This window comes from Arthrobacter sp. Soil761 (assembly GCF_001428325.1).
Lineage (GTDB): Bacteria > Actinomycetota > Actinomycetes > Actinomycetales > Micrococcaceae > Arthrobacter.
The window spans coordinates 94258-107187 of the sequence record NZ_LMSF01000009.1 but is presented as its reverse complement, the minus strand read 5'-3'; the positions used below and the strand labels follow the sequence as shown (position 1 = coordinate 107187).

At 67.0% G+C, this 12930-nt stretch carries 9 protein-coding genes and 2 pseudogenes; 8 read left to right on the top strand and 3 right to left on the bottom strand.

What is annotated here, in order from left to right:
- Window positions 1-29: 29 nt before the first annotated feature.
- Window positions 30-3572, bottom strand: coding sequence for a S41 family peptidase (locus ASG79_RS07485; RefSeq protein ID WP_056389807.1), 3543 nt, complete (start codon window positions 3570-3572; stop codon window positions 30-32).
- A gap of 73 nt (window positions 3573-3645) precedes the next feature.
- Here ASG79_RS07485 and ASG79_RS07480 point away from each other — a divergent pair, with 73 nt between their 5' ends.
- The gene (locus ASG79_RS07480; RefSeq protein WP_056389804.1) at window positions 3646-4548 is read left to right on the top strand and encodes a TIGR01777 family oxidoreductase; all 903 of its coding nucleotides are present in this window, start codon (window positions 3646-3648) and stop codon (window positions 4546-4548) included.
- Window positions 4549-4553: 5 nt separating this feature from the next.
- Here the strand turns inward: ASG79_RS07480 and ASG79_RS07475 are convergent, their stop codons facing one another.
- On the bottom strand, window positions 4554-6242 hold the full coding sequence (locus ASG79_RS07475; protein ID WP_056389800.1) for a serine/threonine-protein kinase: 1689 nt from the start codon (window positions 6240-6242) through the stop codon (window positions 4554-4556).
- Between the two features lie 127 nt (window positions 6243-6369).
- Between ASG79_RS07475 and lipB the strand changes: the two genes are divergently transcribed.
- The 6 genes and pseudogenes from lipB to ASG79_RS07450 all read left to right on the top strand — a co-directional run bounded on the left by lipB (window position 6370) and on the right by ASG79_RS07450 (window position 10615).
- On the top strand, window positions 6370-7047 hold the full coding sequence (lipB, locus tag ASG79_RS07470) for a lipoyl(octanoyl) transferase LipB (RefSeq protein WP_268760735.1): 678 nt from the start codon (window positions 6370-6372) through the stop codon (window positions 7045-7047).
- Between the two features lie 97 nt (window positions 7048-7144).
- A pseudogene (gene lipA / locus ASG79_RS07465) lies at window positions 7145-8078 on the top strand (lipoyl synthase); the annotation flags it as partial.
- A 1-nt stretch (window position 8079) separates the two neighbouring features.
- A pseudogene (locus ASG79_RS24060) lies at window positions 8080-8263 on the top strand (lipoyl synthase); the annotation flags it as partial.
- Between the two features lie 86 nt (window positions 8264-8349).
- The gene (locus ASG79_RS07460) at window positions 8350-9102 is read left to right on the top strand and encodes a DUF4191 domain-containing protein (protein WP_018771547.1); all 753 of its coding nucleotides are present in this window, start codon (window positions 8350-8352) and stop codon (window positions 9100-9102) included.
- Window positions 9103-9262: 160 nt separating this feature from the next.
- The gene (locus tag ASG79_RS07455; protein ID WP_018771546.1) at window positions 9263-9616 is read left to right on the top strand and encodes a DUF3817 domain-containing protein; all 354 of its coding nucleotides are present in this window, start codon (window positions 9263-9265) and stop codon (window positions 9614-9616) included.
- A 102-nt stretch (window positions 9617-9718) separates the two neighbouring features.
- A complete protein-coding gene (locus ASG79_RS07450) occupies window positions 9719-10615 on the top strand; it encodes a DMT family transporter (RefSeq protein WP_056389797.1) in 897 nt (298 codons plus the stop codon).
- A 36-nt stretch (window positions 10616-10651) separates the two neighbouring features.
- Here the strand turns inward: ASG79_RS07450 and ASG79_RS07445 are convergent, their stop codons facing one another.
- A complete protein-coding gene (locus ASG79_RS07445; RefSeq protein WP_018771544.1) occupies window positions 10652-11089 on the bottom strand; it encodes an RDD family protein in 438 nt (145 codons plus the stop codon).
- Between the two features lie 283 nt (window positions 11090-11372).
- Between ASG79_RS07445 and glnA the strand changes: the two genes are divergently transcribed.
- A complete protein-coding gene (gene glnA, locus ASG79_RS07440) occupies window positions 11373-12797 on the top strand; it encodes a type I glutamate--ammonia ligase (protein WP_018763577.1) in 1425 nt (474 codons plus the stop codon).
- The last annotated feature ends 133 nt before the right edge of the window (window positions 12798-12930 follow it).

The window sequence follows — 12930 nt, the reverse complement described above, 5'->3', positions numbered from 1 at the left end:
GGCAGGGCCTTTGCTGTTGCCGGTGAAGGCTAGCTCTCCTGCCGGCGGGCGGGCAGCGGAGCGGGCTTCAACCGGCGGTAGCCGGAACGCGCCGGCGGCCGGTCGGTGGGCAGTTCCTGGATCATTTCCTTCAGCGCCCCAATGCCGTACTCCAATTGGGGATCGCGCCCCGCGGCGTAGGCGTGCGGCGGGAAGGCCACTTCGATGTCCGGATCAACGCCGTAGTTCTCCACGCTCCACCCCACGCCGCCGCTGAACCAGTTGGCATAGCGGGGCTGGGTGACGCCGGTGCCGTCCGCCAGCGCGAACCGGTTGTCGATGCCCACCACACCGCCCCACGTACGTGTTCCGATGACCGGGCCGATGCCACGCAGCTTCGAGACCTGGGTGATGATGTCGCCGTCGGACCCGGCAAACTCGTCCGCGAGGATGATCACGGGCCCCCTGGGTGCGTGGTGGGGGTAGGTCCGCGGCTTTTCCCCGCGCGGCATGCTCCATCCGGTGACCTTGCGGCCTATCAGTTCCGCGACGAGCTGCGATGTGTGTCCCCCACGGTTGCGGCGGACATCGACGATCAGGCCGTCCAGTGCTGTTTCCGTATCGAGGTCGCGGTGCAGCTGCGCCCAGCCGTTGGCCATCATGTCCGGGATATGCAGGTAGCCAAAGGTTCCGTTGGACGCTTCCCGGACGGTGCGCCGGTTGCCGGCAACCCATTCCTGGTAACGCAGCCGCTCCTCATCCTTGATGGGCACGACGGCGACCCGGCGCTGGGTGCCTTGGGCACCGCCGTGCCCCGGGCCGTTGAGGAGGGTCAGCTCCACGGCACGGCCGGCCGCTCCCACCAACTGCATGGCCGGGGTGACGGCTCCGGACAACGGGACGCCGTCAATGGCCAGCAGGATGTCTCCCGCCTTGGCCCCAACCCCGGGCCTGGTCAGCGGGGAGATGGCAAGCGGGTCGGAGGACTCGCCGGCCAGGATGCGGCTGATTTCCCAGCCGTGGGCGGTGTGCGCCAGGTCTGCGCCCAGCCTGCCCTGTCCCCGGCTGCCGCGTTCGGTAACCGGAGCGGGGCGCACGTACGCGTGCGATGTCCCCAGCTCGCCGTGCAGTTCCCACAGCAGGTCCACCAGGTCATCGTGGGAGCCCAGCCGCCCGACCAGGGGCCGGTAGCGGGCGTGGATGGATTCCCAGTCCTGCCCCGCCATGTCCTCGGTCCAGAAAAAGTCCCGCTGCAGGCGCCAGGCTTCATCGAACGCCTGTCCCCAGACGCTGAGCGGGTCCATCAGGACGCGGATGCGGCCCAGGTCCACTTTGACTGCCTTGCCGGAGTCCTCGTCCGCCTTGGCGTCAGAAGGCACCACGGTGACCTGTTTGTCGGAAACCAATACCACCTTGCTGCGGTCGCCGGAGAGCCGGTAGCTGTCCACGGCGTCCACCAGGGTGGTCTGCCTGCGCCGTCCGATGTCGTACCGGACCAGGCTGGGGCTGGCGTCCTTGTCCTCTTGGCTGGCCTTTCCGTCGCCGGTCACGCCGGCCAGGGCTGAGTCGAGCCAGAGGAGGGCGCCGTCAACGGCCTTCAGCGAGCTGTAGTTGCCCTGCGGCACGGGAACGCTGATGACGCGGTGCGCCAGGCCCTCCGCGTCCACGTGCACGGCAGGCACGGCATCATCCCGTGCTTCGGCGCCGGCTGTGGCATCCGCGTCCGTTGTGGTTTCCGGCCCGGCGCCCGCGGGATCAACGGAAGGGCCAAAGGGCGACGGCGTCTCCGCGGCGAGTGCCACGAGGTACGGCTTGATGGGGCTGGGGAAGGAGAGGTCGAACGAGTGTCCGTCGTACACGGGATCGAAGCTGCGGTTGGACAGGAAGGCGAGGAACTTTCCGTCCGGGGTGAAGGCGGGCGAGGCGTCGCGGAAGCGTCCGTCGGTCACGTCCACCGGTTCGGCATCGAGCTGGTCAACGGTGGCCAGGCGCAGCCGGCTGCGCGAGCCAAAGGACGTGACCGGTTCAGACCAGGCCAGCCAGCGGGAGTCCGCCGACCATGCCAGCTCGGAGATGCTGCCTTCGCCAATGCTGGCCACCCGCGAGAGATCTCCGCTGCGGGTGTCCAGGACGTGCACGTCGCCAAACGAGGTACCCAGGGCAACCCAGCGGCCGTCGGGGCTTGCTTCCAGCGAACTGGCGCGTGACGGCGTGGGGACGGTGATGCCTGGTTCTGCCGCGGGTTCCTGGGCGTCGGCCGCGGGGGCCGGGGCCTGCGGTGCAACATCTGCCTGCTGTTCGTCGTCCGCGGGCACGTGGACGGCCCCTCCGGACAGCACTGCCGCGCCGGACGCGGGAACAGGCTGCGGCAGGCTGACCGTTTCCGGCCCTGCCGCGCCGTCCTGTGCCGTATCGGCGGGAGCGGGATTTCCAGAATCGGGAGTTTCAGAAATTGCGCCGGCCTTGCCGCCGCTTGCCGGCGCGTGCCCGGCGCCGTGCGGTACTGGAGCGGCAATGTCCTTGATATGCAGTGCCTCCACGCCGTCGTGGTCCGCGATGTAGGCGATGCGGCCATCCCCCAAGGGCCGGGGAAGCCGGGCCCGCACTCCCGGGGTGGCCTCGATGATGCGGGACGGCCCGTCCTTGTGCCGCAGCCAGTGGATGGTTCCGTGCGACTCCACCGCGCTGGCGGCCCCCGCCGCATCCGGCGCCACCGCGCCCAGGTGCTTGACGGCATCAAGGAGGGCGGGACGCCTGGTCTGCGATGCCGAGCCAAGGGTGATGTCCAGCTTTACAGCCTCCGAGCCAAGATCATTCAGGACCCAGAGTTCGCCGGCTGATTCGAAAATGACGCGCTTGCCGTCCGAGGCGGCGTGCCGGACATAAAAGTCCTGGTGGTCGGTGTGGCGCCGCAGGTCCTGTCCGTTGGGAAGGACCGAGTACAGGTTGCCGTAGCCTTCGTGGTCGGACAGGAAGGCAATCCGGCCGTCCACCCACAGGGGATCGGTGAGGTTGCCGTCAACGTCCGGCAGCAGCCGCTCGAACTCCCCGTTGCCGTCGCGGTCGATCCACAGTTTTCCCGCCGTCCCGCCACGGTACCGCTTCCACCAGGCCGGTTCGCGGGACAGCACGCTGGCCAGCACCACGGGACGTTCGTCGCCCACCTCGGGGCCAAATGCAACGGATTCCACCGGCCCGTAGGGGAGCTCCTGCGCCCAGCCGCCCTCCAAAGGGACACTGTATGCGTGGGTGTGCCGGCTTTCGGCCTGGCGGAAGGCGCTGGTGACCACCACCGAACCGCCGGCAGTGAATCCCTTGACCTTCGTGGTGCTGTGGCCAAAGTAGGTGAGCTGGCGGTACCCGCCGCCGTCGACCCGTGCCGACACAACTTCCGGCGCCGTTCCCTGCACAACCGTCCAGACCAGGCGCTTGCCGTCCGGGGTGAAACGCGGGTTGCGGGCAGGAAGCTGGAGCGACGAGACGCGCCACGCGCGGCCGCCGTCCAGGGGCGCAATCCACACGTCGTCCTCGGCCACGAAAGTGACCAGATCGCCGTGCAAATGCGGGAAACGGAAGTAGCTCGAAGAGGTCATCGTTCGATCATAGTCAACCCCTCCCCTGCGCCGCGGGAGGTACACAGCCCTTGCTGCCGTGGTGAGATGGACCATGCATATCGTCATGGCCGGCGCCTCCGGGCTCATCGGCAGCTCCATGTCCGCAGCCTTCCGCAGTGCCGGCCATTCGGTGGTGTCCCTGGTCCGCCGGCCGCCTGCCGGTGCCACCGAAATCCGCTGGGATCCGGCGGCCGGTGTCCTGGACCCCGGCGTCCTTGCCGGGGCAGACGCCGTCGTCAACCTCGCAGGTGCCGGAATCGGCGACAGACCCTGGACGCGGAAGCGGGTGGCGGAGCTGTTCAGTTCCCGGCTGGGGCCCACCAGGACACTGGTGCAGGCCATGGCACAGCTGGATGCCCCGCCGGCAACCTTCATCAGCCAGTCGGCGTCCGGCTTCTACGGCGACGCCGGCAATACTGTCCTGCGTGAAGACGCACCCGCCGGTTCCGGGACTTTGGCGCAGATCTGCGTTGAGTGGGAGCAGGCTGCGCTGATGGCGCCGGCAGGGGTACGCGTGGTGACGCCCCGCACCGGGGTGGTGTTCAGCCGTTCCGGTGGCGCGCTGGGAAAGCTGCTTCCACTGCTGCGCCTGGGAGTTGGTGGTCCGTTCGGCAACGGCCGCCAGTTCTGGCCCTGGGTAACGCTTCCGGACGTTACGGCCGCCTTCCTCTTCCTCCTCGAAACACCGGTCTCCGGCGCGGTGAATGTGAACGCGCCGGAGCAGGCGAACGTCAACACGATCGTCGCGGCGCTGGCCCACGCCCTGCACCGGCCCGCCATACTCAGGGTCCCGGCCCCCGTGCTGCGCACCGCGATGCCGGGCCTGGGCGAGGAATTGCTGCTGCACAGCCAGCGGATGGAACCGGCAGTCCTGTCCTCGGCCGGATTCCAATGGCAGCACGGGCGCCTGGAAGACGCCGCCCGCTGGGTGGCCGGCAAGGACCCCGCCGCCTAGCTGTACTAGCCCGGCCCTTCCCCGGGCGCGCGGACCGCCAGAATGTCGCTGACCCGCCATTGGCCGTCCACGAACACCAGGACCAGCCGAAGCCGCCGTTCCGGGCTGGGAGCCCCCGCTGCCAGCACAGCACCCGCCGCATCGAGTGTTTGGTACCCGGAGGTGGCCGATGTCACTGCCAGCACCGCCCGGTCCGGGGTCCCCCCGTCTTCGGCCGCCACCCCGGACAGCGTGCTGGTAAATCCGGCGAGGCGGTGCCCGGACGGGTGGAGTTGGCCGGCGATGCGTTCGTCGGCGGCAGCTGCAGGTGACCCGGCGGCGTTCACGTCCCCCAGCAGCTCCAACCTGCCTGCTCTGAAGGCATAATCCCGCAGTGCCGCCAGCCCCTGCACGGCAACCACGGGATCAGTAGCCCTTGCCCGCTGCCGGGCCTCGTCAACGGATCCAACCGCTTCCGTCCCGCCGGCAACAGTCCCGGATGCGGCTGCGGACACCGGCGGCCGACCGGCTGCGGGACCATCCGGCCCCGCCCCTTGGCCCGCCCCCTGGCCGGCGGCCGCGGACAACCACCATATTCCGGCTGCCAACGCAGCAACTGCCGGCATGACTGCACTCACCACCACCCGAGTGCCCCGGCCGGCATCAGTCCCATCCGCGTGCCTTCCGCGCGGCGCAGGCGCCGCGTTGGACGGCGGCAGGGCGCTTGACTGCGGCAGGGCGGTGTTCGGCGCCGGCACCGGCCGCGCTGGCCAGCGCCAGGTTTCCATCCGGCGGCGCATGCCCTGGAGTTTCATGCGAAGGCTGCCGCCCTTGGACGGACCGGGAACGTGCCGCCGTGTCAGCAGCTCTGGCAGGACGGTGGGATGGACGGCATCGGAGAGATCCACCGGCTGGGGTTCGGCGCTGCGGTAAACGGCCGCGGCCAGCGACACCGCGTCAGGGCGCAGCCTCCGGTCCTCGTTCAGTCCTGCTTCCAGGGCAGCCGCCAGATCCTTGGGGACACCTGGAACCAGAAGGGACAACGGCGGACGATCAGCAGTGCGGCCGGGCGCCTCACCCGTGAGGCAGAACCAGCCCAGGGCCGCCGCGGAGAACACATCGCGTCCTGGCTGGAGGCCGGCGCGGACGGCGTCCACGGGGGAAGGATCCAGGAATCCGCCAGTTCCAAAGGTCGCCGCGCTGCCCGGGTCGCCGAGCATCCTGGCGACGCCGAGGTCAGAGAGCATGGGCTTGCCCTGCCCGGTGAACAGCACGTTCCCGGGCGAGACATCCGAGTGCGTGAAGCCTTTTCCATGCAGGTAGCCCAGGGCCTGGAAGATGGGAGTCAGGACGGTAACCGTCTCGCCTACGGTGAGCCTGCCACGGGCAGACACCAACTGGGCCAGCGAGCCGCCGGCGGCATAATCCATGGTCAAGGCCGTACCGCCGCCGGGCCCTGCCACCCGGACCACGTCGTGCGCCTTGATGAGGTGCCGGTGGTCCAGGACCGACAGGATCCGGATCTCCCGCCGCACATCCTCTTCGCTGACGGCCGTGCTGCCCAGGGACCGGCGGCCTGCGCCGCGGAAGCATTTGAGCGCGCAATCCCTGCCTGTCCTGTGTTCCCTGGCCAGCCACACGTCGGCACTGCCGCCCCGGCCCAGCAACCTGCCGACGTCATAACCGGGAACCTCCGGCGCCTGTGCATCGTCCATACTGCATGTCTAGTCGAGTTTCGGCCCTGCTGCAGAAGTTATCCACAGGCGTGGCCGCCGCGGTCACAAAGCGGGGCGCCGGTGAGCTTGGACACTAAACCGGGCCGGTGCGGCTGCGGGGTCTAAGCTGGATGCCATGACTCTTGAGTTTTCACAGCTGGGTCTTGCCCCTGACTTCGTTGACTACATGGAAGGCTGGGATGCCCAGCGCGAACTCCATGACAAGGTTGTCTCCGGAGCTGCACCCAGCACAGTCCTGCTTCTGGAGCACGCCGCCGTCTACACGGCCGGCAAGCTGACCGAGGACCATGAGCGGCCGTTTGACGGTACGCCGGTGGTTGCGGTGGACCGTGGCGGCAAACTCACCTGGCACGGGCCGGGCCAGCTGATTGCCTACCCCATCCTGAAGCTTAGGAACCGCGCAGGCATCCGGGATTACGTGGAGCGGCTGGAAGACATCATGATCACGGTCATGGCGGACTATGGCATCAAGGCCGAACGCATCAAGGGCCGGGCCGGCGTGTGGATCAAGGCTGACGCCAAGGGCCCCGACCGCAAGATCGCGGCGATCGGCATCCGGGTCCTGAACGGCGTCACCATGCACGGCATTGCCATCAACTGCAGCAACGACCTGGCACCCTACGGCCAGATCATCGCCTGCGGCATCACCGACGCCGGCGTGACCACCATGTCCCTGGAAACAGGCCGGGACATTCGGCCCGCGGATATCGTGGACCGGTTCGTGGAGGAATTCCACAAGCATGAAGAAGCATTGGTTTCGAGCCCTGAAGGAGCTCTACTGTGACATTGGCACCTGAAGGCCGGAAGATGCTGCGGATTGAGCAGCGCAACGCTGCGGTCCCGGTGGAACGCAAACCGGAGTGGATCAAGGCCAAGGTCCNTGACATTGGCACCTGAAGGCCGGAAGATGCTGCGGATTGAGCAGCGCAACGCTGCGGTCCCGGTGGAACGCAAACCGGAGTGGATCAAGGCCAAGGTCCAGATGGGCCCGGAATTCGTCCAACTCAAGAACCTGGTGAAAAAGGAAGGCCTGCACACCGTCTGCGAAGAGGCCGGCTGCCCCAACATCTTCGAATGCTGGGAAGACAAGGAAGCCACCTTCCTGATCGGCGGCTCCGAATGCACCCGCCGCTGCGACTTCTGCCAGATCGACACCGGCAAACCCTCACCCCTGGACCGGTTCGAACCCACCAAGGTGGCCCGCTCCGTCCAATCCATGCAGCTGCGCTACGCCACYGTCACMGGCGTSGCCCGYGACGACCTGGAAGACGAAGGCGTCTGGCTCTACGCCGAAACCGTCCGCAAAATCCACGAACTGAACCCCGGCACCGGCGTGGAACTGCTCATCCCGGACTTCTCCGGCAAACCCGAGCACATCAAGGCCATCTGCGACTCCGCCCCCGAGGTCTTCGCGCACAACGTCGAAACCGTGCCCCGGATCTTYAAGCGGATCCGCCCCGCGTTCCGCTACGACCGCTCCCTGGACGTCATCACCCAGGGCCGGAACCTGGGCATGGTCACCAAGTCCAACCTCATCCTGGGCATGGGCGAAACCCGCGAAGAAATCAGCGAAGCACTCCGCGACCTCCACGCCGCCGGCTGCGACCTGATCACCATCACCCAGTACCTGCGCCCCTCCGAACGGCACCTGCCCGTGGACCGCTGGGTCAAACCCCAGGAATTCGTTGACCTCCAGCACGAAGCCCAGGAAATCGGCTTCCTCGGCGTCATGTCCGGCCCCCTGGTCCGCTCCTCCTACCGCGCCGGCCGGCTCTGGGCCACCGCCATGCGCAAAAAAGGCCGCGACATCCCCGCNCTTCCTCGGCGTCATGTCCGGCCCCCTGGTCCGCTCCTCCTACCGCGCCGGCCGGCTCTGGGCCACCGCCATGCGCAAAAAAGGCCGCGACATCCCCGCYGAACTCGCCCACATCGCCGACGGCATCCAGGACTCCGGCACCACCCGCCAGGAAGCCGCCACCCTCCTGGCAGCACATTCCTGACCTCCTGCCATGAACTGGCCAAGGGCCGGACGCCGGAAGATTCCAGCGTCCGGCCCTTGGCTTTTGTCACGTAGAATTGAGGCACTATGGCGAAATCCCCTGACTCCAGCAACTCCACCCCGTCTGGCTCAAGCGCGGTGAAGCGCGGCCTCTTCACGCGCAAGCCGAAGGAAGCAAAGGCCAAGAAGCCCAGCAGGCTTAAGCAGATCGGCGAGGTCTTCACCATGACCCGCCGCCACGACCCCATGGTTCCGTGGCTGATGCTGCTGGCGTTCCTGGGCGTTGTGGCAGTGAGCTTCCTGGTGGGCTTCTGGCTGGACAACTGGATTACCGGCCTGATCATCGGGATTCCGCTGGGCCTGCTGGCGGCCACCTTCATCCTGTCCCGCCGCGCCGAACGCGCCGCCTTTGCACAGATCGAAAACCAGCCCGGCGCCTCCGGCGCTGCCCTGGGCACGCTCCGCCGTGGCTGGATCACCGAGGAACAGCCCGTGGCGGTCAATCCGCGCACGCAGGATGCCGTGTTCCGCGCCGTGGGCCGGCCCGGCGTCGTCCTTGTCAGTGAAGGCCCCGCCCACCGCGTGAAGCCGCTGCTCGATGCTGAGCGCAAGCGCCTGGCGCGCATCCTGCCCAACGTTCCTGTGCACACCATCCAGACCGGGCACGGCGAAGGCCAGGTGCCGCTGAGCCAGGTGGCCAAGCACATGGGCAAGATGAAGAATGAACTGACCAAGCTGGAAGTCAGCACCGTGTCCAAACGCATCGCCTCGATGGGTACCCGGCTTCCCATTCCCAAGGGCATCGATCCCTACAAGGCCCGTCCCAACCGCGGACGCTAGCTGGTGGGAACGCCCCGGTACCGGCACTGCCGGCCGGGGCGTTTTTTCTTGCGCCCCAACCGCTTGCCTGAACCGCTAGCCTGAACCGCCTGCGCGCCTTAACGGCGCACCCCTTCCCACACTGCCGGACCCAGACATCCACCCATGACAGGACGTGACCATGAACCCCAGGACAACCGTGATCCGCGCCTTCCGTATCCTCGCAGTGGCCGAGGCCTGCAGTTGGGCCGCGCTCCTGGCCGGGATGTACTTCAAATGGATCGCCGGAACCACTGAGCTTGGCGTCCAGGTGGCGGGACCTGTGCACGGCGCGCTGTTTGTCGGCTATGGGGTTGCCGCGCTGATGCTGTGGCGGGTGCAGCGCTGGCCCTTCATGGTGGCTCTGCTGGCGGGCGTCTCCGCCGTCTTCCCGTTCGCCACCCTCCTTTTTGAGCGCTGGGCCGGACGGCGCGGTTTCCTCAGCGCCCCGGGGGCAGAAGCGCCTGCCGCTGAACTTGCGTCCAGCCGGGCGTAGGCGGACGCATCACTGACCGTGGACTCCTCTGATGCAGGACTGCAGGCACAGCCGTCAGCCAAGGGAGGGCCGTCCTCCCCACGCGCCCAGGGCCGTAAGCGAATGGTCGCGGTCCTCTCCCTCCTGGGGGCGACGCTGTTCTGGGCCGGCAACTATGTGGTGGGTGCGGGCGCCGTCCAAAGCATTGAACCCCTGAGCCTGGTTCTCCTGCGCTGGGCCATCGCACTGGTGCCGCTGCTGGTGATGGCCCGGCTTGTGGAGCGGCCAGACTGGCGGTCGGTCCTGGCCGCCTGGCCGTGGCTTCTCGCGCTCAGCGTGTGCGGGCTGCTCGGCTACAACCTCCTGCTGTATGTCGCCCTGCAGCACACCGATGCGTTCAACGCCTCGCTGATCAACGCCTTCAATCCCGCTCTCATCACGCTGGCTGCCGCCGTTTTCCTGCGCGAACGGCTGACACCGTTGTCGGTCGCCGGCGTCCTGTTGGCCCTGGCCGGCGTCCTGATCGTGATCAGCGGAGGGGATGCCGGCAGGCTGCTCTCCGCCGGTTTCGGGACCGGCGAAGTCCTGATGGTGGGCGCCGTGGTTGTCTGGACGGCGTACACAGTCATCGGCCGCCTGGCCCCGAAAATCCCGCCGATCACGGCCACAGCTGTACAGGCAGCGGGAGCGGTGGCCCTGCTGGCCCCGGTCCGCTTCCTGACAGGCGGACTGGCCCTTCCCGCAACCGGCAGCGCGCTGGCGTCCCTGCTGTTTATCGCCGTCTTCCCGTCGGTGCTGTCCTACCTGCTCTGGAACCGCGCCCTGACGGTCCTGCCCGCCGGTGGCGCAGGGGTGTTCCTCAACCTCATTACGGTCTTCACGGCAGTCCTCACCATCCTCGCCGGGCACGTCCATACAGCGGCGCAACTGGTGGGCGGCGCCATCGTGATCGGCGGCGTGGTCATCACCAACGCGCCGGCCTTCCGCCGGCAGCGCAAGGACCGGAAAGTGAACGGCTAAGGAAATCGGCGGACGCGCAGAAGGGGCACGCGGTGCTCAGCGGCGGATGAGGAGCGTGTTCATTGCCTTGTCGTGAAGGCCGCGCTGATCCGGATCGAAGATCACGGCGGGGATGACCAGGCAGAGCAGCACGGCCCTCACCAGGGCCGCGAGGGGTCCGGGGGTGCCGCCTCCCGGCTTCACCACGGCGATGCCCATGACCCGGTGCCCGATGCTGTATCCGAGTGTTCCCACCAGCAGGATCTGCTCAATCGCGAAGACCGCCAGGGTGGCCCAGGAGTCACCGGCAAAGGCAAAGTTGCTGATCAGCAGGGCGATCCCCCAGTCGATGCAGATTGCTGCGATCCTGCGGCCCGCCCGGGCAATGGAGCCCGGACCGGACTCCGGAAGGCCCAGCCGCTCCCCCGGATATTTGGAAATACCGGAGGTGTCCGGTCCGCTGAGCCAGGACCCAATGTCTTTGCGATCTACCACCGTCCAAGCTTACCGATCCCCGGCACGGCGGCGCGCCCACAGTGTGGATAAGACTCGACCACAGTGTGGACGGAAGATAGCGTGGTCATAGCAGGGCATTCTGTAACCTGCCCGAAACAAAGCGGACACGGACGGGAAATGCCGCATCCATAGTCTGTTAGCAGTTTCAAGCAATCCCCCGGCAGGTACGCAGCAGGGAAAACCCCGCGTTCTCCCTGCTTTTGGATTGCGCTGGATCATGTGGCTTGCATGCCAGATATTTACATATGCGTTAGGAGCATAGATGTTCAAGACTGCGGACGAAGTCCTCAAGTTCATCAAGGACGAAGATGTAAAGTTCGTCGATATCCGCTTCACCGATCTTCCGGGCGTCCAGCAGCACTTCAACGTCCCCGCCAAGAGTGTTGACGCTGATTTCTTCGTCAACGGCCAGCTCTTCGACGGTTCCTCCATCCGTGGCTTCCAGGGCATCGCCGAATCTGACATGCAGCTGATCCCGGACGTCACCACCGCGTTCCTGGACACCTTCCGCATGGAGAAGACCCTCGCGCTGAACTTCTCGATCGTCAACCCGCGCACCGGAGACCCGTACCACCGCGATCCCCGCGGCGTGGCCGAGAAGGCTGAGGCCTACCTGGCTTCCACCGGCATCGCCGACACCGCGTTCTTCGCCCCCGAAGCCGAGTTCTTCGTGTTCGACAACGTCCAGTACCAGTCCTCCCCGCAGGGCAGCTTCTACAAGATCGATTCCGAGGAAGCCCACTGGAACACCGGCCGCGAGGAAGAAGGCGGAAACCTCGGCTACAAGACCCCCGTCAAGGGCGGTTACTTCCCGGTCTCCCCCACCGACAAGCAGGCTGACCTTCGCGACGCCATGTGTGTTGCACTGGACGAAGCCGGCCTCGAGGTCGAGCGCAGCCACCACGAAGTTGGCTCCGCCGGCCAGGCTGAGATCAACTACAAGTTCACCACCCTGACCCACGCTGCTGATGACCTGCAGAAGTTCAAGTACGTCATCAAGAACACCGCAGACGCCTGGGGCAAGTCCGTAACCTTCATGCCCAAGCCGGTCTTCGGCGACAACGGATCCGGCATGCACTGCCACCAGTCGCTCTGGAACGGTGGCGAGCCGCTGTTCTACGACGAGAAGGGCTACGCCGGCCTGTCCGACACCGCCCGCTGGTACATCGGTGGCCTGCTCAAGCACGCCTCCGCCGTCCTGGCCTTCACCAACCCCACGGTGAACTCCTACCGCCGCCTGGTCAAGGGCTTCGAGGCTCCGGTCAACATGGTGTACTCCCAGGGCAACCGCTCTGCCGGTATCCGTATCCCCATCACCGGTTCCAACCCGAAGGCCAAGCGCATCGAGTTCCGCGCTCCGGACCCCTCCTCCAACCCGTACCTGGCGTTCGCTGCGCAGCTGATGGCCGGCATTGACGGCATCCGCAACCGCATCGAGCCGCCGGCTCCGATCGACAAGGACCTCTACGAGCTCCCTGCCGAGGAAGCCAAGGACATCCCCAAGGCTCCGGGCACCCTGGAGGAAGCACTGGAGGCCCTGCGCGAGGACAACGAGTTCCTGCAGGCCGGTGGCGTCTTCACCCAGGACCTGATTGACACCTGGATCGAGTACAAGTACGAAAACGAGATCCGCCCGCTGTCCCTGCGCCCGAACCCCTACGAGTTCGAGCTCTACTACGGCGTCTAGTTCCAGCCCTGCCCAGCAGGAATCCTGAACAGTAAAAGGCGGCCACCGGTGATGAACCGGTGGCCGCCTTTTGCGTTGCCCGTTCCTTCAGTGGCACGGGCGGCAGCTGTTGGGTGGGGGCCCGGCTCCAGAC